At 69.8% G+C, this 25,140-nt stretch carries 25 protein-coding genes; 15 read left to right on the top strand and 10 right to left on the bottom strand.

Annotated elements, in window-relative coordinates:
- The first annotated feature begins 70 nt into the window (after window positions 1-70).
- Window positions 71-2,650 carry an alpha-amylase family protein gene (locus tag ET989_RS11235; RefSeq protein ID WP_241656319.1) on the top strand — a complete coding sequence of 860 codons (2,580 nt, stop codon included), beginning with the start codon at window positions 71-73 and terminating at the stop codon, window positions 2,648-2,650.
- A gap of 50 nt (window positions 2,651-2,700) precedes the next feature.
- On the opposite strand, the gene ET989_RS11230 is transcribed toward ET989_RS11235, so the two are convergent.
- From ET989_RS11230 to ET989_RS11220, 3 genes are read right to left on the bottom strand one after another with little or no spacing between them, the layout of a single operon-like run.
- Complete coding sequence (locus ET989_RS11230; protein ID WP_241656318.1) at window positions 2,701-3,207, bottom strand: universal stress protein; 507 nt, start codon at window positions 3,205-3,207, stop codon at window positions 2,701-2,703.
- 1 nt (window position 3,208) lies between these two features.
- Window positions 3,209-4,606, bottom strand: coding sequence for an MFS transporter (locus ET989_RS11225; protein ID WP_077348526.1), 1,398 nt, complete (start codon window positions 4,604-4,606; stop codon window positions 3,209-3,211).
- Complete coding sequence (locus ET989_RS11220) at window positions 4,603-5,067, bottom strand: SRPBCC family protein (RefSeq protein ID WP_077348528.1); 465 nt, start codon at window positions 5,065-5,067, stop codon at window positions 4,603-4,605. Before ET989_RS11220 ends, ET989_RS11225 begins: the two co-directional genes overlap by 4 nt.
- Before the next feature lie 288 nt (window positions 5,068-5,355).
- On the opposite strand from ET989_RS11220, the gene ET989_RS14985 reads away from it, so the two are divergent.
- Entirely contained in the window at window positions 5,356-5,595 is a 240-nt protein-coding gene (locus ET989_RS14985) for a hypothetical protein (RefSeq protein ID WP_165490142.1), read from the top strand.
- 27 nt (window positions 5,596-5,622) lie between these two features.
- On the opposite strand, the gene ET989_RS14980 is transcribed toward ET989_RS14985, so the two are convergent.
- Both ET989_RS14980 and ET989_RS11210 read right to left on the bottom strand, forming a co-directional pair.
- Complete coding sequence (locus tag ET989_RS14980) at window positions 5,623-5,760, bottom strand: hypothetical protein (protein WP_165490141.1); 138 nt, start codon at window positions 5,758-5,760, stop codon at window positions 5,623-5,625.
- A 7-nt stretch (window positions 5,761-5,767) separates the two neighbouring features.
- Window positions 5,768-9,151: a pyruvate carboxylase gene (locus ET989_RS11210; protein WP_131168971.1), complete on the bottom strand. Its 3,384-nt coding sequence runs from the start codon at window positions 9,149-9,151 to the stop codon at window positions 5,768-5,770.
- Window positions 9,152-9,378: 227 nt separating this feature from the next.
- Between ET989_RS11210 and ET989_RS11205 the strand changes: the two genes are divergently transcribed.
- The 4 genes from ET989_RS11205 (at window position 9,379) to ET989_RS11190 (ending at window position 12,083) form a co-directional block, all read left to right on the top strand.
- Entirely contained in the window at window positions 9,379-9,960 is a 582-nt protein-coding gene (locus tag ET989_RS11205; RefSeq protein ID WP_131168970.1) for a hypothetical protein, read from the top strand.
- A 106-nt stretch (window positions 9,961-10,066) separates the two neighbouring features.
- Window positions 10,067-10,330 carry a hypothetical protein gene (locus ET989_RS11200; protein ID WP_131168969.1) on the top strand — a complete coding sequence of 88 codons (264 nt, stop codon included), beginning with the start codon at window positions 10,067-10,069 and terminating at the stop codon, window positions 10,328-10,330.
- Window positions 10,331-10,393: 63 nt separating this feature from the next.
- Window positions 10,394-10,831: an HU family DNA-binding protein gene (locus ET989_RS16120; RefSeq protein ID WP_206662322.1), complete on the top strand. Its 438-nt coding sequence runs from the start codon at window positions 10,394-10,396 to the stop codon at window positions 10,829-10,831.
- Window positions 10,832-10,967: 136 nt separating this feature from the next.
- Window positions 10,968-12,083 carry a hypothetical protein gene (locus ET989_RS11190; RefSeq protein WP_131168966.1) on the top strand — a complete coding sequence of 372 codons (1,116 nt, stop codon included), beginning with the start codon at window positions 10,968-10,970 and terminating at the stop codon, window positions 12,081-12,083.
- Here ET989_RS11190 and ET989_RS11185 read toward each other — a convergent pair.
- Window positions 12,049-13,254 (bottom strand): TIGR04053 family radical SAM/SPASM domain-containing protein, encoded by a 1,206-nt coding sequence (locus tag ET989_RS11185; RefSeq protein ID WP_131168964.1) that lies wholly within the window; start codon window positions 13,252-13,254, stop codon window positions 12,049-12,051. The two genes, ET989_RS11190 and ET989_RS11185, sit on opposite strands and share 35 nt — an antisense overlap.
- 183 nt (window positions 13,255-13,437) lie before the next feature.
- Here ET989_RS11185 and ET989_RS11180 point away from each other — a divergent pair, with 183 nt between their 5' ends.
- The 3 genes from ET989_RS11180 to ET989_RS11170 all read left to right on the top strand — a co-directional run bounded on the left by ET989_RS11180 (window position 13,438) and on the right by ET989_RS11170 (window position 15,490).
- On the top strand, window positions 13,438-14,259 hold the full coding sequence (locus ET989_RS11180; protein WP_131168962.1) for a M15 family metallopeptidase: 822 nt from the start codon (window positions 13,438-13,440) through the stop codon (window positions 14,257-14,259).
- A 16-nt stretch (window positions 14,260-14,275) separates the two neighbouring features.
- Window positions 14,276-14,698 carry an alpha-glucosidase C-terminal domain-containing protein gene (locus tag ET989_RS11175; RefSeq protein WP_131168959.1) on the top strand — a complete coding sequence of 141 codons (423 nt, stop codon included), beginning with the start codon at window positions 14,276-14,278 and terminating at the stop codon, window positions 14,696-14,698.
- Between the two features lie 63 nt (window positions 14,699-14,761).
- Window positions 14,762-15,490: a dienelactone hydrolase family protein gene (locus ET989_RS11170; RefSeq protein WP_206662321.1), complete on the top strand. Its 729-nt coding sequence runs from the start codon at window positions 14,762-14,764 to the stop codon at window positions 15,488-15,490.
- 83 nt (window positions 15,491-15,573) lie between these two features.
- Here the strand turns inward: ET989_RS11170 and ET989_RS11165 are convergent, their stop codons facing one another.
- The 4 genes from ET989_RS11165 to ET989_RS11150 are packed head-to-tail and all read right to left on the bottom strand — an operon-like array spanning window position 15,574 to window position 18,126.
- Entirely contained in the window at window positions 15,574-15,981 is a 408-nt protein-coding gene (locus ET989_RS11165) for a rhodanese-like domain-containing protein (RefSeq protein ID WP_131168956.1), read from the bottom strand.
- Window positions 15,982-16,001: 20 nt separating this feature from the next.
- Complete coding sequence (locus tag ET989_RS11160; RefSeq protein ID WP_131168954.1) at window positions 16,002-17,198, bottom strand: amino acid aminotransferase; 1,197 nt, start codon at window positions 17,196-17,198, stop codon at window positions 16,002-16,004.
- Window positions 17,199-17,228: 30 nt separating this feature from the next.
- Complete coding sequence (locus ET989_RS11155; protein ID WP_131168952.1) at window positions 17,229-17,738, bottom strand: GNAT family N-acetyltransferase; 510 nt, start codon at window positions 17,736-17,738, stop codon at window positions 17,229-17,231.
- A 22-nt stretch (window positions 17,739-17,760) separates the two neighbouring features.
- Window positions 17,761-18,126 (bottom strand): GNAT family N-acetyltransferase, encoded by a 366-nt coding sequence (locus ET989_RS11150; protein ID WP_131168949.1) that lies wholly within the window; start codon window positions 18,124-18,126, stop codon window positions 17,761-17,763.
- A gap of 201 nt (window positions 18,127-18,327) precedes the next feature.
- Between ET989_RS11150 and ET989_RS11145 the strand changes: the two genes are divergently transcribed.
- The 6 genes from ET989_RS11145 to rocD all read left to right on the top strand — a co-directional run bounded on the left by ET989_RS11145 (window position 18,328) and on the right by rocD (window position 25,036).
- Window positions 18,328-19,629, top strand: a complete 1,302-nt coding sequence (locus ET989_RS11145) for an ABC transporter substrate-binding protein (RefSeq protein ID WP_131168947.1) — start codon at window positions 18,328-18,330, stop codon at window positions 19,627-19,629.
- A gap of 1 nt (window position 19,630) precedes the next feature.
- Window positions 19,631-20,578, top strand: a complete 948-nt coding sequence (locus ET989_RS11140; RefSeq protein ID WP_131168945.1) for a carbohydrate ABC transporter permease — start codon at window positions 19,631-19,633, stop codon at window positions 20,576-20,578.
- Window positions 20,575-21,402, top strand: a complete 828-nt coding sequence (locus ET989_RS11135; RefSeq protein ID WP_131168943.1) for a carbohydrate ABC transporter permease — start codon at window positions 20,575-20,577, stop codon at window positions 21,400-21,402. Before ET989_RS11140 ends, ET989_RS11135 begins: the two co-directional genes overlap by 4 nt.
- 118 nt (window positions 21,403-21,520) lie before the next feature.
- Window positions 21,521-22,441 carry an ABC transporter ATP-binding protein gene (locus ET989_RS11130; RefSeq protein WP_165490140.1) on the top strand — a complete coding sequence of 307 codons (921 nt, stop codon included), beginning with the start codon at window positions 21,521-21,523 and terminating at the stop codon, window positions 22,439-22,441.
- Window positions 22,438-23,715, top strand: coding sequence for an ABC transporter permease (locus ET989_RS11125; protein WP_131168941.1), 1,278 nt, complete (start codon window positions 22,438-22,440; stop codon window positions 23,713-23,715). The genes ET989_RS11130 and ET989_RS11125 overlap by 4 nt, the downstream gene beginning before the upstream one ends.
- A gap of 82 nt (window positions 23,716-23,797) precedes the next feature.
- Window positions 23,798-25,036 (top strand): ornithine--oxo-acid transaminase, encoded by a 1,239-nt coding sequence (gene rocD / locus ET989_RS11120; protein WP_131168939.1) that lies wholly within the window; start codon window positions 23,798-23,800, stop codon window positions 25,034-25,036.
- Window positions 25,037-25,140 lie beyond the last annotated feature (104 nt).

Genomic DNA, 25,140 nt, shown 5'->3' with positions numbered 1-25,140 from the left:
GTCCTCTACCCACCGGGACACCCCCCGGTGGGATAATGGGCGCGGTTCCCCAGACGACGAAGGAGTCCTCGTGCCCTTGTTCCCCGCGCTCACCGATCCCAGCTCGATCCCCACCGGGGACATGCCGGGGGACAAGGTGCACATCACCGATTGGCATCTGGCGGCTGCGGCCACGCTGTACCCCGCCCTGCGCGAGCAGCTCGACCCCGTCCTGGCCGCAGGACGCGCCGTGGTGGCCGTCTACGGCGGCTCGGGCGTGGGCAAATCCGAGCTGGGATCGCTGCTCGGCCACGCGCTCAACGCGGACGGCATCGGCGCCTACATCCTGTCGGGCGACAACTACCCGCGCCGGATCCCCTCCGTCAACGACGCCGAACGCCTGCGCGTCTTCCGCCACGCGGGCGTCCGCGGGTTGGTGGACGCCGGGGCCTACGACGCGTCCGTCCGGGACGCCCTCTCCTCCCTCCAGGCTGCGGGGACGGACGCCGACCCGGCGGCCGCAGCCGAGCACCCTTGGCTCCCGACCTACCTCCGCGCGGGCTCCACGGCGCTCGCCGCGTACCTCGGGACACCGAACGAGATCGACTTCGCCGAGGTGAACGCGATCATCGCCGCCTTCAAGGGCGGCGCCGACACCCTGACCCTCAAGCGCATGGGGCGCACCGAGGCCGACCAGTGGTATGACCAGGTCGACGTCTCGGGCACCCGCGTGCTCGTCATCGAGTGGACCCACGGCAACAGCGACTTCGTCGAGGGCGTGGACGTGCCCATCCTGCTCAACAGCACCCCGGCGCAGACGCTGGCGCACCGCCGCGCTCGCGCCCGTGACGGGGCGGTCGACAGTCCCTTCACGACGCTCGTCTTGGGATTGGAGCAGGCCAAGCTGGACTCGCAGGCACCCAAGGCGTCCCTGATCCTGTCGAAAGAGGGCGAACTGCTCACCTACGACGCCTACCTGCAGGCGATGGGGCGCCACCTCCCCCGCGATGGCGTCATGCTGAACGCCTACCCCGACAGCCTCGACGGCACCCTGGCAGGACTGGCGGCGTTCGTGCAGCGTCCCGAGGTCGCCGGCGCGTTCAGGTCGCTGTACCTGCTCCCCAGCGTGTTCAACAGCGACCTCGACCGCGGCTTCAGCGTGATCGACTACGGGCTGAACGACCTTCTGGCGAAGCCCGCCGACCTCGAGGCGCTGGCCGCTGCGGGGCTCGACCTGAAGTTCGACTTCATCCTCAACCACGCCTCGGTGCTGTCGCCCCAGTTCCAAGACATCCTGGCCCGCGGCGAGAGGTCTCCCTACAACGACTTCTTCATCGACTGGAACGCCTTCTGGGCCGGTCACGGCGAGATGACGCCGGAGGGCTACATCCAGCCACGCGCGGACCTGATCGAGCACATGTTCTTCCGCAAGCCGGGCCTGCCGCTGTTGATGGTGCGTCTGCCCGACGGGTCGGAGAAGCCGTTCTGGAACACCTTCTACCAGGAGGTCCGCTACCCCCGCGTGGACGCCCAGGACCTGATGGCGGCCGGCCTGCAGTACGCCTCGGCCGACGAGTTGGCCACCCGGGTCAACGCCACCATCGCGGACGGCGGACGCCCCGGGAATGCTGACTTCACCGGCTTCGAGGCGTGGCGGGACGCCGTGGTCGACCTGGTGGAGTCGCGGCGCACCTACCTGGGCCAGATGGACCTCAACATCAAGTCGCACCTGGTGTGGACGTTCTACGCCGACACCCTGGCCAGGCTCGCGGGCTATGGCGCCGAGATCGTCCGGCTGGACGCTTTCGCCTACGCCCCCAAGGAGCCAGGCGAGAAGAACTTCCTGAACGACCCCGGTACGTGGGATCTGCTCGACCAGGTGAAGGCGTTGGCCGACCGGCACGGGGTGAAGCTGCTGCCCGAGATCCACGCCCGCTACGAGGAGGGCATCCACGAGACGATTGCGGCCAAGGGGTTCCTCACCTACGACTTCTTCCTGCCCGGGCTGCTGATCCACGCGTTCGAGACGCACTCCGCCGAGCGCCTGCTCGCGTGGATCGGCGACATCCAGGCCAAGGGCATCAAGACCGTGTCGATGCTGGGCTGCCACGACGGCATCCCGCTGCTCGACCTCAAGGGCCTGCTCAGCGACGACGAGATCGAGTCGGTGATCGCCACGGTGCGCGGACGCGGCGGCTACGTGAAGGATCTCCACGGCCAGAAGGCGACCTACTATCAGGTCAACGCCACCTACTACAGCGCTCTGGGCTGCGACGACGCATCGATGCTGCTGGCCCGGGCGATCCACCTGTTCATGCCGGGCAAGCCGCAGGTGTGGTACCTCGACCTCTTCGCCGGCGAGAACAACCTGGCCGCCGTCGAGCGTGCGGGGTCGGGCGGGCACAAGGAGATCAACCGCACCAACCTGTCGGCCGACGACCTCGAAGCCGGCCTCGCGAGGCCCGTTGTGCAGCGTCAGATCGACCTGCTGCGGTTCCGCAACACCCACCCGGCGTTCGGGTGGGATGCCGAGCTGACGGCGTCCGGAGAAGGCTCGATGTTGATCTTGGAGTGGTCGCGCGAGGGCCACACCGCACGGTTGGAGGCCGACCTCGCGACCCGGGCGTTCCGCATCACCGCGGACGGCACGGACCTCGACAGCCAAGGCTGACCCTGCGTTCGGCGCCCCCGGCCGGCGGGCAGGGTGCGCCGTCGCAGCGCTCAGACGTCCTCGGGCACCTCGATCTCGGTCACTTCACCCCACGCCGCCGGGGGACGCACCACCAGGACCTCGCACGGGGCTTCACGCACGACGGCGGACGCGACCGTCCCGAGCAGGCGTCCGGCGAGACTGGTGTCTCGGATCGCCCCGATCACGATGAGGTCCGCCTCGTGCTGCTGCGCGGCTCTCAGGAGGGCGGAGGCAGCCTCGCCCTCCACCAGCAGCGACGCCTTGACCTGCGCGCCCAGGCCGGACGCCGTGGATGTCGCGGTCGCCAACGCGTTGCTGGCCGCCTCGCGTCCCAACACAACGGAGGTCCGGGTATCACCGAGGGTGGCCGTCGCCTTCGCACCCTCGCGCATCGTCATGCCCGAATAGGCGCAGACGATGACGAGGTCGGCCTCCTCGGCAGCGGCCAAGAACGAGGCCCTCGCGACGGTCGGGTCTGACAAGGCAGAGCCGTCGGTGCCGACGACGATGCATCCGTACGGAGTCATGCGTGCCATCTCAGGCTCCCTTCGTGGTGACGGTCTCGTCGCCAGAGCCGACCGGCTCGATGTCGCGCACGATCGGGGGCTCCTTGACCCAGAGCATGACCAAGCCGGCGATGCCCAGCAGGATGCCGGCGGCCATGATCGCGTTGTTGGGGTTGTCCCCCAGCAGGTTCTTGTAGATCGCGCCGAACGTCAGCGTCTGGATGAGCATCGGGATGACGATCATCATGTTGACGATGCCCATGTAGACGCCGTAGCGGGTCGAGGGAACCATGCGCACGATCATGATGTAGGGCACGCCCATGATGGACGCCCACGCGATGCCCAGGCCCACGATCGCGACGACCTTGAGCGGCAGGGTCGGCATTTGCGGGAACAAGAGCAGACCCACCGTGGCGCACCACAGGGCGATGGCGTGCACCCACTTCGCGCCCAGGCGGCGGGCCAGGGCAACCAGCCCGAACGCGACACAGAAGGTCACGATGTTGTAGGCACCGTTAATGACGCCTGTGTTCGCGACGGCGAGCTGGTAGCCCTCGGAGTGGGCGTCCGTCGTGCCGTAGAGCGACTGGGACACCGACAGCGACACGTATTGCCAATAGATGTTCATGGCGTACCACTGGAAGAGGTACACCAACGCCAGCTTCCGCATCTCGACCGGCATGTCGACGATGGCGTCCTTGATCTCGGCGATGAAGTGGCCGGGGCCACCCTTGCTGGCGCGGAGCTCGGCGAGTTCTTTCTCCGTCGGCTCGAGCTCGGGCGTTGACAGCACCGAAATGAGCACCGTGGCGATCGAGCAGACCGAGCCGAGGAGGAACGCCGGGTAGACCCACAGCGGGATGCCGACGGACTGACCCAGGCCGAAGACGCCCTGGAAGAACATCAGGCTCAAGTTGGCCAGCGTGATCCCCAGGCCGGTGAAGAACGACTGGGCAAGGAAGCCCTTGCCGAGTTGGGCCGGGGGGAGCCGGTCGGCGATGAACGCGCGGTAGGGCTCCATCGCGGTGTTGTTGGAGGCGTCCAGGAGCCACAGCAGGAGAACCGCCATCCAGACCGCCCACACGAACGGGAACAGGGCCAGGCAGATCGCGCAGCCGATGGCACCGATGAGGAAGAAGGGGCGTCGGCGCCCGCGGAAGAAGCCCTTCTCCACCCATGTTCGGTCTGAGAGGGCCCCGATGATGGGTTGGATGAGCAGGCCCGTGACCGGACCGGCCAGGTTGAGCAGCGGCAATTGGTCGTGTGACGCGCCCAGGAACGTGTAGATCGGATTGATGGCCGTCTGCTGCATGCCGAAGCTGTACTGGATGCCGAAGAACCCGAGGTTCATCAGGAGGATCTGCGGCATGGTCATGATGGGCTTCGTGCGGACGACCGCCGACGTCGTCGGCGCTCCTGCGGTATTCATGCCTGTCCTCCATCCAGGTAGGTGCCCAAGCGGGCCAATTCCTTCTCCCAGCCGGCGGCGTGATACTGCGCCACGGCCGGGTCGTACGGCCCCTGGACGATGCGCACGAGCGTGCTGTCGCCGCCCATGGCGGTGAACTCGACGCGCAGTTCGAGGGACTCGTTCGGGTCGATGCCGGAGTCGCCCGTGATGCGCTGACGCGCGACGAACACGTCCGGGTCGAAGTACTCGGTGAAGACGGCGTCCGTGGTCACGCGGACGCTCGGGTCGTCGTCGCGCACCTTCACGTGATGGTGCTTGCCGCCGGTCCGCAGGTCCGACGTGACGCTCTCCCGCTCGACGTGCCACCCAGGGCTGCCCCGCCACTGGGACATCTCCTCGGGTGCGGTCCAGGCGCGAAACACGCGGGGCCGCGGGTGGGCGAACTCCTGCTCGACCACGACAATGACATTTGCTGACATGCGACCTCCAGTGGGGGTTGACTCGGCGCTCGGGGGCCACCCGAGGCGGTTGCGCAACCCGCGTTGGCTGCCGGCACCAAGGTATCCCGTTGCGCAGCATGGCACCCCATCGGGAGTCTGTGCAACGGTCAGGAACGACAATTCTCACCAGGGCGTCGAGAGTCGCTCATCACCTGGGCTCGGCATTCATGGAGGCCGGCAGCTACCTGGAGAACATCGCCAACCGCCCGGGGACCCGCCGGGTGGTCGTCACCATGACGCGCCTCTTGGGTGGAGCCCCCCTGGTGGGTGGGGTCACGCTGGCCGTCGTCAGCGGCTTATCCGGCGGCGCTCATCATCGGCAGCGTCCTCGTGGTCGCCTCCCTCGTCCTCATTCGGGACGCCGTCGTGCTGGGCCGCGATCTGCGCCGTGAGCCGCTGGACTTCGCGTTCGAGCCCGCCCCCAGCCGCGGGCTCCTCTCCCCCGGCACCGTGTTCGGCTTGGCTGGCGGCGTCGGGACGCGCCCCGCAAACGCTCCTCGAAAGTGAATCTGCGCCCCCTCCAGCAGGTGCGAATCACGTTTCGAGGTGCATCTGGCTCGCCTCGGCCACGGCGTCCAGCCGCATCTGGTCGTACTGGCCGTTCACGACCGTCACCGGGCAGCCGAGCCCGACCACCTGATCCACCGACACCGACTCCAGTACGGACGCCATCAGGTCATCACGACGGCGTGACCACCAGCAGCAGGTCGCCACCTTCCACCGTCTGGGACTGCTGCAGCGCCACCCGCTGCACCGTGCCCGCGACCGGCGAGGTGATGGACGCCTCCATCTTCATCGCCTCGATGGTCGCCACCTGGTCGCCGACCGCAACGGTGTCACCCGCCGCGACGGTCAGCGTGACCACGCCCGAGAACGGCGCCGGCACCTGCCCGGGGTCGTCCGGGTTGGCGCGCTCGGCGGCCACGACCGACGACTGCACGCCCAGGTCGCGCACCAGCACCTGCCGAACCTGCCCGTTGACCGTCGCCATCACCGGCCGCAGGCCGCGCTCGTCGGCCTCGCCGATGGCCTGCAGGCTCATCAGCAGCGTCTTGCCGCGCTCGATGGGCACCTCGTGCTCGATGCCGGGCTCCAGCCCGTGCAGGAACTGGCGCGTGGTCAGCACCGAGAGGTCCGAGTACCGCTCGGTGGCCTCCTCGAAGTCCTTCGTCGGGCCGGGGAACAGCAGGCGGTTGAGCGTCCGGCGCGGGTCGGACGCCAGGGCCGCGGCGTCGGCGTCCGGCAGGTCGGTCTCGACGGGACGGACCCGGCGGCCCGCCAGCGCCTTGGTGCGGAACGGCTCCGGCCACCCGCCCGGCGGGTCACCGAGGTCGCCGTTGAGGAAGCCGATCACCGAGTCGGGGATGTCGTACTTCTGCGGGTCGGCCTCGAACGCCACCGGGTCGATGTTCTGGCCCACGAGCGCCAGCGCCAGGTCGCCGACCACCTTGGACGACGGCGTCACCTTCACGATGTTGCCGAGCATGGTGTTGGCGGCGGCGTACATGTCCTCGATGGCCTCGAACCGGTCGCCCAGGCCGAGCGCCATCGCCTGCTGCCTCAGGTTCGACAGCTGCCCGCCGGGGATCTCGTGGTGATACACGCGCCCCGTCGGCCCGGGCAGGCCCGACTCGAACTCGCCGTACAGCACGCGGACGGCCTCGAAGTAGGGCTCGAGGTCGGAAGCCGCCTGCAGGCTCAGCCCGGTGGCGCGTTCCGTGTCGTCGGTAGCCGCGATGAGGGCCGACATCGACACCTGCGAGGTCGTGCCCGCCCAAGCGGCGTTGGCGACGTCGACGGCGTCCACGCCCGCGTCGATGGCGGCGAGCAGGGTGCCGAGCTGTCCGCCGGCGGTGTCGTGGGTGTGCAGGTGGACGGGCAGGTCGAAGTTCTCCCGCAAGGCGGTGACGAGCTTCGCCGCCGCCGGGGCCCGCAGCAGGCCCGCCATGTCCTTGATGGCGAGGATGTGCGCGCCCGCCTCGACCAGTTGCTCGGCCAGACGCAGGTAGTAGTCGAGCGTGTAGAGCTTCTCGCCCGGCGAGGTCATGTTGCCCGTGTAGCAGAGCGCGGCCTCGGCGACGCCGTGGTCGGTCTTCAGCACGGCCTCGATGGCCGGGCGGATCTGCTCGACATTGTTGAGGGCGTCGAAGATCCGGAAGACGTCGACGCCGGTGCGGGCCGCCTCGGTGACGAAGGCGTCCGTCACGGCCAGCGGGTAGGGCGTGTAGCCGACGGTGTTCCGTCCGCGCAGCAGCATCTGGATCGGCAGGTTGGGCATCAGCTCATGCAGGGTCGCGAGCCGGGCCCACGGGTCCTCCTTGAGGAAGCGGAGGGCCACGTCGTAGGTGGCGCCGCCCCACGCCTCGACCGAGAACAGTTGCGGCAGCGTCCGGGCGACGGTGGGCGCGACGTTCGACAGGTCGCGGGTGCGGACGCGGGTGGCCAGCAGCGACTGGTGGGCGTCCCGGAAGGTGGTGTCGGTGACGGCCACGGCCTTCTGCTCGCGCAGCGCCCGGGCGAAGCCTGCCGGCCCGAGTTCGAGCAGGCGCTGGCGCGACCCGGCGGGCGGCTCGGCGGCGAGGTCGACGGTCGGCAGCTTGGTGCGGGCGACCACGGGCGTCCGGGGCAGGCCGTGCGGCTTGTTGATGGTCCGCTCGGCGAGGAACTGCAGCAGCTTGGTGGCGCGGTCGGCCGACTCGTGGGGGCGCAGCAGCTCGGGGCGCTCGTCGATGAAGGACGTGGTGGCCCGCCCGGCGAGGAAGTCCGGGTCGGCGAGCACGCCGCGCAGGAACCCGATGTTCGTCGACACGCCCCGGATGCGGAACTCGGCCAGCGCGCGCTGGGCGCGGCGGACGGCCGTGGCGAAGTCGCGGCCGCGGCAGGTCAGCTTCACCATCATCGAGTCGAAGTGCGCGCCGATCTCGGCGCCGGCGAACACGGTGCCGCCGTCCAGCCGGATGCCCGAGCCGCCCGGCGTCCGGTACACGCTCACCTTGCCAGTGTCGGGGCGGAACCCGTTGGCCGGGTCCTCGGTGGTGACGCGGCATTGCAGGGCGGCGCCGCGCAGCTGGATGGCGTCCTGGTCCAGGCCGAGGTCGGCCAGCATCTCGCCGGCGGCGATGCGGATCTGCGAGGAGACCAGGTCGACGTCGGTGACCTCCTCGGTGACCGTGTGCTCCACCTGGATGCGAGGGTTCATCTCGATGAACACGTAGCGGCCGTCCTGGCCGAGCAGGAACTCGACGGTTCCGGCGTTCACGTAATTGATGTGGCGGGCGAAGCGGACGGCGTCCGCACAGATCCGGTCGCGGAGGTCGGGGTCGAGGTTGGGCGCCGGGGCCAGCTCGATGACCTTCTGGTGGCGGCGCTGCACCGAGCAGTCGCGCTCGTAGAGGTGGATGACCTCCCCGCTCGCGTCGGCGAGGATCTGCACCTCGATGTGGCGGGGCTGGTCGACGGCCTCCTCCAGGTAGACCCGCGCGTCGCCGAACGCGGCGTCCGCCTCGCGCATGGCCTCCTCGAGCGCGGACGGAAGGCGCTCGGCGTCGTCCACGCGCCGCATGCCACGCCCGCCGCCGCCCGCGACGGCCTTCACGAACACCGGGTAGCCGATGTCGGACGCCGCGGCCACGAGCGTGTCGACGTCGTCGGACGGCTCGGCGCCGCGCAGCACGGGCAGGCCGGCCTCGCGGGCGGCCGCGATGGCGGTGGCCTTGTTGCCGGTCAGGTCGAGCACCTCGGCGGCCGGGCCGATGAAGGTGATGCCCTCCTCGCGGCAGCGGCGCGCCAGGCCGGCGTTCTCGCTCAGGAAGCCGTAGCCGGGGTAGATCGCGTCGGCGTTGGCCTCCTTGGCCGCGCGCACGATCCCCTCGATGTCGAGGTAGGCGCGCACCGGGTGGCCGCGCTCGCCGATCTCGTAGCTCTCGTCCGCCTTCAGCCGGTACTCGGCAAGGCGATCCTCGTACGGGAACACGGCGACCGTCTTCACTCCGAGTTCGGTGGCGGCGCGGAACGCGCGCACGGCGATCTCGCCACGGTTGGCGACCAGGATCTTGGCGAACATGGAGCAACACTAATGAGCGTGGCAACCCGCCGCCCATCCCCTGTGTGCTCTTCGCGGGGAGGGTGTCAGCTACCCCACTCCGCCGAGGACTCGTGCAACTACCGCCGAGGACTCGTAGTCGTCACCACCAGCCGAGTCCTCGGCGGGGCCGGACCTTCCGCCCCGCACCCCGCGCACCGTGAGGCCCCGGGCCCACCCGCGTACTGGACAGCGCTAGGCTCCGGCTCATGGAGGCCCGCAGCTACGTCGAGAACATCGCCAACCGCACGACCATGCGGGGCGTGATCTCGACGATGACCCGCCTCCTCCTGGTCGCCGTGGTCGTGGGCGCGGTCGCGCTGATGGTGCTGATGAACTTCCGCCCCGTCGCGCTGATCTCCGGCGTGGTCCTGCTGGGCTTCGCGATCGTGCTGGCCCGCGACGTCGTCGTCACGACCCGCGAGATCCGCAAGGCCCCTCTCGACCTGGCCTTCGAGCCCGCCCCGAGCCGCGGACTGGTCACCCCCGGCACCGTGTTCGGCGTCGCGGCCGGCCTCGTGCTGTTCGGCGCGATCATGGGCATCACAATGTACGTCGGCAACCCCGGGGGCAGCTTCGTCGGGCCGATCGCGCTCGTGGCGGTCGGCGTCGCGCTGGCGATCATGGGCATCCCGACCCTGGGGGTGCAGCAGCGCAAGTGGACGGTGCTGTCGGACGCCCTCGCCGCGAACCCCGGCCTCGTGCCCTACCTCCAGGATGCTCGCGCCCGCTTCCCGAAGTCGGCGCCGTTCCCGTTCTCGGCCCCCACCGACGTCGTCACCATCCCCTGACGCCCCACTGCCCTCCGCTTCCCGCCGAGGACTCGTGGTCGGTCTGACCATGAGTCCTCGGCGGTAGTTGCACGAGTCCTCGGCGGAGTGGCAACCAATCCTCGGCGTGGCGAGTGGAACCTTTCGTCGGTTCGACCCGACCCTCGACGGACGCCCGGGGGTGGACGCCCCGTTCACCGGCCCGAAGGGCATCACGATCGGGACGCCGCTCTCGACGCTGGAGACGACCTTCACCCAGGACGAGTGGGATTCCGCTGGCGTCTTCGAGGGCCGCTTCGAGATCTTCGCCGGCGACACCACCGGCGCCACCTTCGACCTGGACGCCGACGAGCGGGTCTCCAGCATGTCCGCGGGCTACTCCTGCGGCTGATCCGCCGAGGGCTCCATCCGGCGCAGGGTATCCATGGCAAGGGCATTCGCCTATCCTGCGGAAATGAACAAGGCGCAACTCATCGACGCGATCGCCCCCCGTTTCGCCAGCCGTGCCGACGCGGCGCGGGCCCTCGACGCCGTGACCGGGGCCATCGAGGACGCCCTGGCCGCCGGCGAGAACGTCACGCTGGTCGGCTTCGGCACGTTCGAGCGCCGGCACCGCCCGGCCCGTACCGTCCGCAACCCACAGACCGGTGAGTCCATGCTCACCCAGGCGCGCGACGTGCCGGCCTTCCGCCCCGGCGCATCGCTCAAGCAGCGGGTCGCGACCAAGCCGAAGAAGGCCGCGAAGGCGACCCGCAACGACGCCGTGGACGCCCTCACCGGGACGGTCGCCCCGGCCGAGACCCTGGCCGACGTGGTGGCGTCCGACAAGAAGGCGGCCAAGGCCCTGAAGACCCTCAAGAAGGCAGTCAAGAAGGCGGACGCCCAGGCCTGACGCGGGCTCGATGCCCGATCGGTCATATCGGTCGCCCGATCGGGTGGGTCTCCCGGTGGAGCTCGTCGGCACCGACAAGACCTACCTGATCTGGCGCAAGGCCTGACCCGAACACCCCCAAGAAGGAGTGCCCACCATGTCGAGCACACGCCGTCGACTGTCCCTCGTGTCCTGCCTGTTGCTCGTCGGGTGCGGCACTCCTTCACCCAGCCCCGTCCCGGTCGGGTCGGCCGGCTGCCCCTCGGACTGGGATGCGGCCATCGTCTGGTCGACCGAGACCGCACCGCAGAGCCAGTTGGACTACGTCAGCGGTGATGCGGTCGTGGCGAGCCGATCCCTGCCCCACCAGGGCCTGCGCGCCGCCCCGGCCCAAGCGCCCTTCCGTTCCGGGGAGACGGCATGGCTGGCCGCCAACGGCAATACCACCCGGGACACCACGCACGTGCTGCGCTGGTCGCAGGCCGACTGTTCCACCCAGGCCTTCGCCGTCCAGGAGCAGGTCATCTGGAGCGTGGTGGCCAGCGATGAGGCGTTCTACACGACCAACACACTCAACGGCGAGGCCCAGGTGCATCGCCGCACCATGGACGGCACCCTCACCGCCGAGGTGGCCGTGCCGGCCACCGTGTTCTCCAGCCTCGCCCTGGACGGGGATCGCCTGCATGCGGTCGGAGCCACCGGGGACCCGGGCGACGAGCAGACCGTCCTCGTCACCTTCGATGCCACCACCCTGGCTGAGCAGCGCCGCCTCGAGCTCGGGCCGCGCAGCCTCGCCGTGTCGACACTCGTGCACGCGGGCAAGCTGTACCTGCCGGCCGGGGCCGTCGGCGACGCGAACGGCAACGAGCGCGAGGTGTCCACCCTGCAGGTGGTGGACCTGGACACCGGCACCCCGGAGACGCTCGACCTGGGCACGGCCTCGCCCTGCCTCGTCGCCGACTCCGAGCGGGGCCTGGTGTTCGCCCACACGTCCATGAATCCGACGTTCCGCAGCATGGACGCGTACCGGTACGTCACGCTCTTCGACCCGGCCACCCGGGAGCGGACCACCCTCGACGCCGGACCCGCCCTGCGGCAGATCGTGGTGGCCGGCGACGCGTTGCTGGTTCTCACGCAGCCCGGCGACGCTGCCGCCACGTTGACCCGCTACGCACTGTCGGATCTGCGCGAACTCTCGCGCGTCGAGGTCGCACCCCCGGCCGGGGGCCAGCACTACCTCAGCGGGATCCTCGCGACGGCACCCGACGCGTGACCTCGTGGGCGCAGAACGGCTCTTCGGCGAGGTAGTCGCCCGTCATGGCGTAGGCGCGCGCCCGGCTGCCGCCGCAGGCGTCCCGGTAGCCGCACAGGCCGCACTTGCCCTTGAGCAGGGTGCGGTCGCGCAGTTGCTTGAAGACGGGCGCGTTGCGGTAGATCTCGATGATGTCGTCGTCGCGGATGTTGCCGGCCTTCACGGGGAGGAAGCCGGAGGGGTACACGTCGCCGGTGTGGCTGATGAAGATGAACCCGTCGCCGTCGTTGACGTTGCGGGCCCGCCCGATGCCGTCGCTCTGCGAGTAGTGCATGCCCCGGGTCATCACCTCGTGCACGTCCTCGTCCGCCCCCGCGCGCACCTCGGCGCGCTTGCGCTGCATGACGACGCGCGAGTACTGCGGGGCGGCGGTCGCCTTGATGTCGAAGGGCGAGGTCTTGGACAGGTCGTAGAGCTGGTGGAACACCGACTCGAACTCCTCGGCGGACGCCACGTCGTCGGCCTTGGCGCGACCCATGGGGACCAGGAAGAAGACCTCCCAGAACACGACGCCGAGCGTGGTCATGAGCTCGGTCATGGCGTCCATGTCGTCGATGTTCGCCTTGCGGATCACCGTGTTGACCTGCGTCGACAGCCCGACCTCCTGTGCCTCGCGCAGGATGCGCAGCCCGTGGTCGAACGAGCCGTTCACGCGGCGGAACTCGTCGTGGATGTCGGCGTTGGAGCCGTCCAGCGAGATGGCCAGGCGGGTGAGGCCGACGTCCTTGAGGTGCTGGAGCAACTCCTTGGTGGCCAGGCTGGTCGTCGCGGGCGTGATGCCCATACGCATGCCCAGCTTGGCGCCGTACTCGACCAACTCGACGATGTCGGGGCGCTTGAAGCAGTCGCCCCCGGAGAACACGAACACGATGGGCCCGAACTCGCGCAGGCGGCGCATCATCGCCTTCGCCTCGTCGGTGGTCAGCTCGCCGGGGTTGCGCAGGGGCTGGGCCATGGCCCGGCAGTGCTGGCAGGCCAGGTCGCAGGCCTGGGTGGTCTCCCAGATGGCGATGAACGGGGCGGAGTCGAAGTCCAGGTTCCGGCGCGACGGGGCGCTGTGCGGGTGCGCGCCGTGGGGGTGGCCGCCGGGGTGACCACCCGGGTGACGCGGCGGAGCTGCGAGGTCAGTCATGCGCCCGAGAGTACTACGACGTGACGTAGGACACCTGCCGGCCCGCCCGCCGACAGCCCCGGTGTTGTGGGTCGAGAGCCCCGCTCGGGGGCTTTCGGCACGCAACACCGGGGCTGTCGGCACGCAAGACCGGGGCTGTCGGCGGTTCGGTGGATCCGGCCCTGCGGCTTACGCTGGGACGTGATGAAGCATGTGATCCGCGGCCTGGTCGGCGTCGTGGCCGCCGCCGTGGTGGTCGCGGGATGCACCGCGCCCGGGGCCGGGACGCCGGCGTCCAGCACCCCAGCCCCCACCGTCCAGCTCCCGGCCGGACGCGCCGCCGAGTCGCCCCGCCCGGTGCTGTCGGGCTCACCCAGCCCCGGCGCTACCCCGACCCCGACCCCCATCCCCAGCCCGACCGCCAGCCCGAGCCCGTCGATCAAACCGACCGACTCCCCCAAGGCCGGCAAGGCCACCGGCCCGATCACGGACACCCCGTTCGAGGTCGACGGCATCCCGGTCGTCAGCAAGGACCACCGGCTCTCGGCGTCCTACGTGCCCCCGTGGGCGGGCAAGCCGAACGGCCTCCACCCCGACGCCACCGCCGGTTTCGCCAAGCTCCAGGCGGCTGCCAGGGCGGACGGCCTGCGCTTCAGCATCCGCTCGGGGTACCGCAGCTTCGCCGCCCAGAAGGCCAGCTTCGCCAACGCGCGCCAGCAGTACGACGAGAAGACCGCGCGCCTCTACTTCGCCGAGGCCGGGGCGTCCGAGCACCAGCTAGGCCTCGCCCTCGACGCCTGGGACGGCAAGAACCGCGGCACCGCCTTCGCCCGCACCCCGCACGCGACGTGGCTGGCCCAGCACGCCCACGAGTTCGGCTTCATCGTCCGCTACCCGCAGGACAAGACGCACATCACCGGCTACGCCTGGGAGTCCTGGCACCTGCGCTGGGTCGGCACCGAGGTGTCGCAGCACTTCGCGCCCGGCTCGAACCTGACCCTCGAGGAGTACCTCGGGCTCGCTTGACGTGCCAGCCTGCCGCATGGCCGCCACCACCGACATCGTCGTCGTGGGCGCCGGGCGCGTGACGCCGGACGGCTACGGCCCCGAGCACATCAACCTCGCCGACCAGCAACACGACCCCGACTCGCTGTGGTCGTTCATCCGCGAGCTGATCGGCGTCCGCCGCCAGCGGCCCGAGTTCGGCTGGGGTGCGTTCGAGGTGCTCGACCAGCCCGAGAGGGCCGTGCTCGCTCACCGGATCACCCTCGACGACTCGTGCGTGATCGCGGCCCACAACCTCGGGGCGAACCCGATCAGCATCACGTTGACCGACGTGCTGTCGGACGGCGACACCCTCGTGGACCTCCTCAACGGCGACGCGGTGCTCCCCCACGACGGCACGCTCGACCTCGCGCTGGAGGGCTACGGGTTCCGCTGGCTCCGGGTGCAGCCTGCCGCCTGACGCCCCGGATCCCCGAATCACCGGGGCGGTAGGATCCTCCGACCCCGGCAAGGAAGGCCACGCATGCCCGAGATCACCGAAACCACCATCGAAGTCCGCAACCCCGGCGCCCAGGGGTCGCAGATGCCCGTGACGCTGATGCGCCCCGAGTCGGGCACCGGCGGCGGCATCGTCCTGGTCCAGGAGATCTTCGGGCGCAGCGACTACATGCGCTCGCGGGCCCGCGACCTGTGCGACCTCGGCTACACGGTCGTCCTGCCGCAGTTGTTCTGGCGGGTCGGCGAGGACGTCATCGACGAGGGCAGCCCGGACGCCCTGCAGGTGGCCATGGACGTCACCGGGCGCCTCGACTGGGACCTGGCAATCGCCGACGTCCGGGACGCCGTGGCGTGGCTGCGCGCCGACGAGGACTCCGACGAGGCGGTCGCCCTCGTCGGGTTCTGCTTCGGTGGCGGCCTGGCCTACGCCGCCTCGCAGGACTGCCCGCGCGAGTTCATGGCGGACGCCCTCGTGAGCTACTACGGCTCGGCCCTGCCCGGCCTCGTCGACGGCCCGCCCGTGCACGTGGAGAGCCTCCACCACTTCGGCGACTCGGACGCCTTCATCGACGCCGGCCAGGTCGCACACATCCGCGAGGTCGTGGAGCGCGACGGCGCCGAGTTCCACGTGTGGGAAGGCGCGAACCACGCCTTCGACAACCCGGCCCCCGAGCTGGGTTTCCACAACCCGCGCGCCTCGCGGGTGGCGTGGGAGGTCACGGTCGACTGGCTCGCCCAGCACCACCCGGTCTGATCGGGCGGCCCTTCGCCACCAGGTCCCCAAGGTGGGAGCGCCAGCGATCCTCGAAGGGCTGGAACCCGCGAAGGGCCCTGTCCTCAGACCGTCTCCACCGGCTGGCCGGCCTCCTGCCACGCGGTGAAGCCGCCGTCGAGGTGGGCGACGTTGTCCAGGCCCATCTCCTGCAGCGTCTTCGCCGTGAGCGCCGAGCGCCACCCCGAGCCGCAGAACAGCACGAGCTTCTGGCCCGAATCCAGCGCTGGCTTGTAGTACGGGCTGGCGGGGTCGACCCAGAACTCGAGCATGCCGCGCGGCGCGCGGAACGAGCCGGGGATGGTGCCGAGGCGCGCCAGCTCGCGCGGGTCACGGATGTCGACGAAGAGGACGTCGTCACGCTCGAGCAGCGCGGCGGCGTCCGCCACCGTGATGTTCTCGATGGATGCCCGCGCCTCCGCCACCATGACGGCCGAGGGACGGGTCAGCGGGGAACCGGGTTCACGCGTCATGCGCCCAGCCTCCCACGTCGTCAGCCCTTGAGCACCGCCGCGATGGACTCGCTCACGTAGCCGACGTTGTCGTCGTTGAGCGCGGCGACGCAGATGCGGCCGGTGTCGGTGCCGTAGACGCCGAACTCGTTGCGCAGGCGCACCATCTGGTCCTTGGTCAGGCCCGAGAAGGAGAACATGCCGACCTGGTCGGTGATGTAGCTGAAGTCGCCGTCGACGCCCGCCGCCTTCAGACCGTCCACGAGCGCGCCCCGCATCGCCTTGATGCGGTCGCGCATCTCGCCGAGTTCGGCCACCCACTGGGCCCGCAGGTCGGCGTCCGACAGCACGGTCGCGGCGAGCTGGGCGCCGTGGGTCGGCGGGTTGGAGTAGTTGGTGCGGATCACGATCTTGACCTGCGACAGGACGCGCCTGGCCTCCTCGGCGTCGGCGCACACGATCGACAGGGCGCCGACGCGCTCGCCGTACAGCGACAGGCTCTTGGAGAACGAGGTCGACACGAAGAACGACGGGACGCGCTCGGCGAACTTCCGCACGGTCGCCCCGTCCTCCTCCAGGCCCTCGCTGAAGCCCTGGTAGGCCATGTCGAGGAACGCGACGAGGTCGCCGGCCAGGACGGTCTCGATCACTTGGTCCCACTGGTCGGCGGTCAGGTCGTAGCCGGTCGGGTTGTGGCAGCACGCGTGCAGCACGACCACGGTGCCCGGCGCGGCGGCCGTGAGGTCGGCGATCATGCCGTCGAAGTCGACGCCCTTGGCCTCGGCGTCGTAGTAGGCGTACTTCTCGACGGTGAACCCGGCGCGCGTGAACAGCGCCTGGTGGTTCTCCCAGCTCGGGTTCGAGATGAGCACCTTCGCGTCGGGATTGACCTGGCGCAGGAAGTCGGCACCCACCCTCAGCGCACCGGTGCCACCCAGCGCCTGCACGGTGACGACCCGGTCGTGCACTGCGGAACCCTCGCCGAAGACGAGGTCCTTCACGTCGGCGTCGTAGGTCGCCAGGCCGTCGATGGGGAGGTAGCCCTTCGCGGCGGCCGCCTCTGCGAGCTTCTTCTCCGCGGCCTCGACGCAGCGCAGAAGGGGGAGCTTGCCGGAGGCGTCCTGGTACACGCCCACGCCGAGGTTCACCTTCTGCGGGTTGGTGTCGGCCTTGAACTGCTCGGTGAGGCCGAGGATGGCGTCCGGGGGTGCCTGCTGGACATCGGAGAACAAGGACATGGGGTCCACCTTTCGTGCGCGGGAACCACCCTAGTGCTGGGCTCCGCCCGACACACCGGCCGTCCGCAGCGGGAGCGCCGCCAGTGCGCGCAGCGCCTCACCGGAGGTGCGATAAACCGTCCAGTCGTCCATCGCGACCGCGCCCATGGCCGTGTAGAACTCGATCGAGGGCTCGTTCCAGTCGAGCACCCACCACTGGAACCGGCTGTAGCCGCGCTCGACGCAGCGGCGGGCGAGCGTGATCAGCAGGTCGCGGCCGAGCCCCGACCCACGGTGGGCGGGGTCGACGTAGAGGTCCTCGAGGTAGATACCGTGGCGGCCGTCCCACGTGGAGTAGTTCAGGAACCAGATCGCCATGCCCACGACCCGGTCGTCCACCTCGGCGACGTCGGCGAACAGGGCCGGGCTGTCCGCGAAGAGGGCGCGCTCGAGGTCGGACGCCGTGGCGGTCACGGCGTCCGGCTCGCGTTCGTAGACCGCGAGATCGACGATGAACTGGTGGATCGCCGCGACGTCGCGGGGCTCGGCGGGACGGATCATGCCCCCATCCTGCCGCGAAGGGTCAGATGCGCGGGTCGCTGCTCGGATCGACGCCGGTGACCTCTTCCATGCCCTCGGCCGCGTCGTCGGCGTCGGCGTCGGCGTCCGGAGCGCTCACCAGGTCGGCGTACTCGGGGTTCTTGCCGATCCAGTTCTTCACGTACGGGCAGACCGGGTTCACCAGGTAGCCCTCGGACCGGATGTCGTCCAGCGCGGCGCGCACCAGTTGGCCCGCCAGGCCCTGCCCCTCGAACTTCTCCTCGACGAACGTGTGCGGGAGCGTGATCGCCTCGCCCTCGCCGATGTTGTAGTCGAGATAGCCCGCCAGCTCGTCGCCGACGCGGATCTCGAAGCGGTGGTCCTCGATGTTCTTGGTGACGTCTGCCATGGCGTCCAACCTAGCCGCACGCCCCCCGCCCACCAAGGGAATGAACACAAGCCCTCGGCGCAGTCCACCCCGCCGAGGGCTTGCCTTCGTACCGCCGAGGGCTTGCCTTCGTACCGCCGAGGGCTTGCCTCCGGGGAACCGTGACCTGCGCGTGACCGTGGCACCGGGTCGAATTAGCGCTACTTTCCATAAGATCCACACATGGCCCTGACACGACGCACCCTCCTCACCCTCAGTGGTGGACTGGCCGCGACGACCGCCCTCGCCGCGTGTGGCTCCAACACCGGGCGCACGCCCGCCCCGTCCACCGCCCCCGGCACGCCCGTCGCGAGCGCCGACCCGAGCGCGGGGCGTCCGGAACTCGCGCAGTGGTACCACAAGTACGGCGAGGACGGCGTGGAGCAGGCCGTCAAGAAGTGGGCCGCCGAGTACCCCGGCGCCGACGTGTCGGTGAACTGGGTGCTGGCCGACTACGAGAAGACCCTCTCGGCCGCCCTGCTGACCCCCACAGCCCCCGACGTCTTCGAGTACGCGAACGGCCCCACGCTCGACATGATCAAGGCCGGCCAGGTCGAGGACCTGACCGACACCCTCGGTGGGGCGCGCGACGACTTCACGCCGTCGGTGCTGGAGCGCGTCACCTACCAGGACAAGGTCTACGCCATCCCGCAGACCGTCGACATGCAGCTGCTCTACTACCGCAAGGACCTCTTCGACGCGAAGGGCCTCACCGCCCCGAAGACGCTGGCCGAGCTCACGCACGCCGCGAACACGGTCGCGGACGGCAGCATCGGCGGCTTCTTCGCCGGCAACGACGGTGGCGTGGGCGTCCTCGGACTCCTGCTCATGTGGGCCGCCGGCGTCGAGGAGATGAACGAGGCCAGGACGCAGGCCGCGTTCAACACCTCGGCCCTGTACGACGCGCTCAGCGGCTACAAGGAGCTGTTCGACTCCCCCGGCATGGTCAAGTCGGCCTCCGCCGACTGGTCGGACGCCTCCCCCTTCATCAACGGCGAGACCGCCATGCAGTGGGGCGGCATGTGGGACCTGCCGAAGGTCATCGAGGCCCACGGCGACGCGTTCGACGTGTTGCCGTTCCCCGCGATCGGCGGCTCCGGGCGTCAGGTCGTGCCGTTCGGCGCGTTCAGCGCCTGCGTGTCGTCGAAGTCGGCCAACGTCACCGCCGCGAAGAACTTCGTGAAGTGGCTGTGGATCGACTCCGAGGACAAGCAGGTCGAGTTCAGCAACGCGTTCGGCACTCACATCCCGGCCAAGCCGAAGCTGTTCCCGCAGGCGACCAAGGTGGCGGACGGGCCGGGCGCGAGCGCGGCGCAGTTCGTCACCGACCACGGCCGCTCGAACGCCCTGCACTGGACGCCCGCGTCCAGCGAGGCGTACTCGACGGCCGTGTCGAACGTCATCAAGAGCGGGGCGGACGCCGCCGCCGAGTTCGGTTCGGCGGCCGAGAAGGTGACCGCCGAGCTGCAGCGCGTCGCCGGCTGACATGACGCCGGGCCCGGTGGCCCGGCCGGAGGGGGCCACCCACCGGTCCGGGGCGACGTTGGCGCGGAGCAACCGGCGTTGGTTCTGGCTGTTCGTCACGCCGTTCCTCGCGGGGCTGCTCGTGTTCGTGTACGCGCCGCTGCTGTGGAGCCTGTGCCTGTCGTTCTTCGACGCCCGGAACACGGTGACGCCGAACCGCTTCGTCGGGTTGGGCAACTACACCTACCTGCTCGCCGACCGCCTGTTCGTCGACTCGATGGTGACGTTCATCGCGTTCGCGGTCTTCATCGTGCCGCTCACGTTCGCGTGCTCGCTGGGCCTGGCGCTGCTGCTGCAGCGCATCACGGTGCTGCGCGCGTTCTTCCGCTCGGCGTTCTTCCTGCCGACGGCGGTCAGCTATGTCATCGCCGCGATGGTCTGGCGGATGACCTTCTTCAACGGCGCCCGCTTCGGCCTGGCCAACACGCTGCTGACCTCGCTGGGGCTGGAGCCCATCAACTGGCTGGGCGGGGAGAACTCCTGGTACTGGCTGGCGCTGGTCAGCCTGCGGCTGTGGCTGCAGGTCGGGTTCTACATGATCCTGTTCATCGCCGGACTGAACCAGATCGACCCGCAGCTGTACGAGGCGGCCTCGCTCGACGGCGCGGGCGCGTGGCGGCGGTTCTGGTCGATCACCTTCCCGCTGCTGCGCCCGACGTCGGTCGCGGTCTCGATGCTGCTGCTGTTCAACGCGTTCCAGGCGTTCGACGAGTTCTACAACATGCTCAACACCGTGGGCGGCTACCCGCCGTACGCGCGGCCGCCCCTGGTCTACCTGTACCTGATCTCCTTCGGCGGCGGCCTGCAGGACCTGGGCATCGGCTCGGCCGGCACGATGATCCTGACGCTGGTGATCCTGGTGTTCTCGTTCCTGCAGAACCGCCTGCTCTCGATCGGGGCGGACCGGTGAGGCGTTCGAAGCCGGGCACGACGCTCGCGTACGTGGTGGCGTCCGTGTTGGCGGTCTTCTTCCTGCTGCCGTTCTACGTGATCTTCCGCAACGCGTTCTCCACGCAGCGCCACCTGGTCTCCCCGCAGTGGAACTGGCTGCCGGACGCCGTGGGCGGCAGCACCTTCACCGACGTGCTGACCAACCCGGGCTTTGGCATCCTGCCAGCGCTGGGGACGTCCGCGGTGGTGGCCGTCACGCAGACGGTGCTGACCGTCGTCATCTCGCTGATGGCCGGCTACGCGCTGTCGCGGTGGCGGACGCCGGCGTCGAAGGTGATCCTGGGGATGACGGTGTTCACGCTGATGGTGCCCGCGATGGTGACCTTCGTGCCGACGTTCGTGATGGTCAGCACGCTGGGCTGGATCTCGACGTACCGGGGCCTGATCATCCCGGTGATCTTCTCGGCGTTCGCCACGTTCCTGTTCCGCCAGCAGTTCCTGGAGTTCCCCCGCGAGCTCGAGGAGTCGGCCGCCCTCGACGGCGCGAGCGTCTGGGCGACCTTCTGGCGCATCGTCGTGCCCAACGCCCTGGGCACCGTCGCCGCGGTCGGCACCATCACGTTCATCGGGGCCTGGAACGCCTTCCTCTGGCCGCTGCTCATCGCCCAGGACCCCTCGATGCGCACCGTGCAGGTGGTGCTGAGCCAGTTCATGACCAGCCAGGGGATCCGGTACCCGGAGATGTTCACCGGCGCCCTCATCGCCACCGTGCCGGCCCTGGTCGTTTTCCTCTTCCTGCAGCGCTGGCTCGTCCAGGGCGTGGAACGTTCGGGCCTCAAGTAGTCCCCCACCCGCCGACAGCCCCGGTCTTCTCCGCCGACAGCCCCGCTCCCGTCCGCCGACAGCCCCACCGACCTTGATCAATGGGGCTTCTGTCGGCCGGACGTGGTGGGATGGATCCATGAGTGACACCACTCCCGTCATGGAGGTGCGGGACTTCACCATGGAGTTCGGCGACAAGCGCGTCGTGGACGGCCTGGGTTTCGAGGTCCGCCCCGGCGAGACGTTCGGGCTGCTCGGCGCGAACGGCTCGGGCAAGACCACCACCGTCCGGGCGCTGCTCGGCATCTACACCCCCACCGCCGGCGAACTGCTGGTGCACGGGCGTCCGTTCGATCCCGCCGGCGACTACTCCCTCGGCTACCTGCCCGAGGAGCGCGGCCTCTACCGCAAGGAGAAGGTCCTCGACGTCATGACGTACTTCGGGCAGCTCAAGGGCATGGAGCGGTCGCGGGCCGCGCTGTGGAGCCAGCACTATCTCGAGCGCGTCGGCCTCGGCGACAAGGGCAACGCCAAGCTGACCACCCTGTCCGGCGGCCAGCAGCAGAAGGTCCAGCTCGGCGTCACGATCATGGACAACCCCTCGCTCCTCATCCTCGACGAGCCGACCAAGGGGTTCGACCCCGTCAACCGGCGCCTGCTGCTCGACCTCGTCGAGGCCCAGCGCGCGGCGGGCGCGACGGTCGTCATCATCACCCACCAGATGGACGAGGTGGAGCGGCTGTGTGACCGCGTGCTCCTCCTCAAGGACGGCCGCGCCGAGGCGTACGGCACCGTCGCCGAGGTGCAGGACTCCTACGGCGCCGGCCTCGTCCGGCTGCACTTCACCGGCACCCTGCCCGAGCCGCGGGGTTGGCGTCCGCTCACCTTGGAGCGCAACTACGCCGAGATCGAACTCGCCGAGGGCACCGACGCCCAAGCACTGCTCCGGCAGTTGGTGGACGCCGGCGTGACGGTCCGCAGCTTCGACGCCGCACGGACGTCGATGGAGCAGGTGTTCCTCAAGATCTACGGGCACCAGCCCGGTGAGGGGGCGGCATGAAGCTCCACAACCTCGGGACGGTGCTGGGCTTCGAGGTGCGCCGCACCCTGACCAAGCCGTCCTTCTGGCTGACGTCGCTGAGCATCCCGCTGCTCATGGTCGTGATCTTCGCGCTCATGTTCTGGTCGAACTCGTCGGCCCTCTCCTCGGTCGACACCCAGCGCGGCGAGAAGCAGGCGTTCACGTACGCAGACTCCTCGGGCCTGGTCTCCCCTACCGTGGCCGCCGAGATGGGCGGCACCCGGGCAGCGGACGCCACGGCCGCGGCCCAGGCGGTGCGCGAGGGGCGCGCAGAGGTGCACCTCGACATTCCCGCCGACCCCACGCGCGAGGCGGTGCACATCGTCGCGGAGGACGTCGGGCTCATCCAGTCCGGGCAGTGGCACGCCCTGGCCCGCGACCTGCTGGAACGCTCGGCGTCCGAGCGCATCGGCGACTCGCGGCTCGTCGGCGTGCTCACGGGTGTCAGCACCGACGCCGAGCTGTGGAAGGACGGCCACCGCAGCCCCGGCCTCGCGGCTGCGGTGGTGCCGGGCCTGTTCCTGGTGCTGCTGTACATGGGCGTCCTGATGCTGGGCCAGCAGATGCTGAACATCACGGTCGAGGAGAAGGAGAACCGGGTCACGGAGATGATCCTGACCACCCTCGACCCACGGGTGCTGATCGTCGGCAAGGTGCTCGCGGTCTTCGCCGTGGGCATCGTGCAGGCGATGGTGCTGCTCGTGCCGGCGGTGCTGGTGGGGGTGCTGTTCCCCGGCCTGTTGGGGGCCGCCACCGCGGGGCCGGGCAACACCCTCCCCGCGGACGAGATGCCGCCGCTGGCTCTGGGAGGCGAGGTGCTCATCGACCCGGTGCGCATCGTCCTCGCGGCCCTCATCTTCACCGGAGGTTTCCTGATGTTCACCGGCCTGCTGGTGGCGATCGGCTCGATCATGCCAACGGCCAAGGACGCCGGTTCGGCGTTCGGCGCCGTCATCCTGGCAATGTTCCTGCCGCTCTACACCGCGACGATGGTGATCAACGACCCCACCAGCGTGGTCTCGGAGTTCCTGACCTGGTTCCCGCTCACCGCGCCCGTGACGGCGCTGCTGCGCAACGCCCTGGGTTTGCTGCCGGTCTGGCAGGGGGTCGCCGTCGCCCTGGTCCTGTTCGCGTTCGCGAGCGCCTTGGTGTGGCTCGGCGTCCGGCTGTTCCGGCAGGGCTCGATCTCCTACGACAAGCGGCTCTCCATCGGTAAGGCTTTGCGCGCATCGCGCAGTCGGCCAGGATCTTGACGGGTCACCGCCGAGATTTCCGCAATTGATATGCTCAACTGTCCGCCGGGCCGCCGGCCCGCCGTCCGACAAGGGGGAGCCCATGGCCCTTGAGCCGCGAAGCGAGCGCCAGCGCGCCGCCATCGACGAGATCGAGACCTTCAGCGCGCACAACTACGCCCCGCTGCCCGTCGTGATCGCCTCGGCCGAGGGAGCGCACGTCACCGACGTGGACGGCAACCGCTACATCGACTGCCTGTCGGCGTACTCGGCGGTGAACTTCGGCCACGGCCACCCCGCCCTGCTGGCGGCCGCGCAGGCCCAGCTCGGCAAGGTGACCCTGACGTCGCGGGCCTTCTACTCCGAGCCGTTCGGCCCGTTCGTGAAGGCGCTCGCGGAGCTGTGCGGCAAGGACATGGTGCTGCCGATGAACACCGGCGTCGAGGCCGTGGAGACCGCCATCAAGACCGCGCGCAAGTGGGGCTACGAGACCAAGGGGGTGCCCGAGGGCCGGGCGAAGATCATCGTCATGGAGGGTAACTTCCACGGCCGGACGACCACCGTGATCTCCTTCAGCAACGACGAGGAGGCCCGCCGCTCCTTCTCCCCCTACACCCCGGGCTTCGTGCACGTGCCCTTCGGGGACGCCGGCGCCATCGAGGCCGCCACCGACGACGACACGGTGGCCGTGCTGCTCGAGCCGGTCCAGGGCGAGGCCGGCGTCATCGTGCCGCCGCTGGGCTTCCTGACCGAGGTGCGCGAGGTGACCTCGCGCCACGGCGTCCTGATGATCGCCGACGAGATCCAGTCAGGCCTCGGCCGTGCGGGCGCGACGTTCGCCTGCGACCGCGAGGGGGTCATCCCCGACATCTACGTCCTCGGGAAGGCGCTGGGCGGCGGCATCATGCCGCTGTCAGCGGTCGTGGCGAACCGCGACATCTTGGGGCTGTTCCGGCCCGGCCAGCACGGCTCCACGTTCGGCGGGAACCCGCTGGCCTGCGCGATCGGCTCCGCCGTGGTCGACCTGCTCGCCACGGGCGAGATGCAGGAGCGCTCCTGCGTGCTTGGCGAGAGGTTCCGCGCCGGCCTGCAGCCGCTGCTCGACAAGGGCTGGGCCACCGCCGTCCGCCAGGCCGGCCTGTGGCTGGGCGTCGACGTGAACCCCGACCTCGGCACCGCCAAGGACATCTGCTACCGCCTGCTGGGGAAGGAGGTGCTCGCCAAGGACACCCACGGCCACACCATCCGCTTCGCACCCCCGCTGGTCATCAGCTTGTCCGACCTGGACGCCGTCATCGAGCACACCCTGGCCGCCTTCGCGGACGCTGCGGGTCACGTCTGAGACATCCACACGGATGAGGCGGCGCGGTGACCGACGCCGGAGGTGAGGAACCCCCGGGGTGCCGCTCACAGGACCCGGCAGATGAGCTCGACCCCCTGAAGTCG

It is taken from the genome of Propioniciclava sinopodophylli (genome assembly GCF_004324755.1).
Lineage (GTDB): Bacteria > Actinomycetota > Actinomycetes > Propionibacteriales > Propionibacteriaceae > Propioniciclava > Propioniciclava sinopodophylli.
The sequence above is the reverse complement of the archived record's forward strand: the minus strand, read 5'-3'. Positions and strand labels throughout refer to the sequence as shown.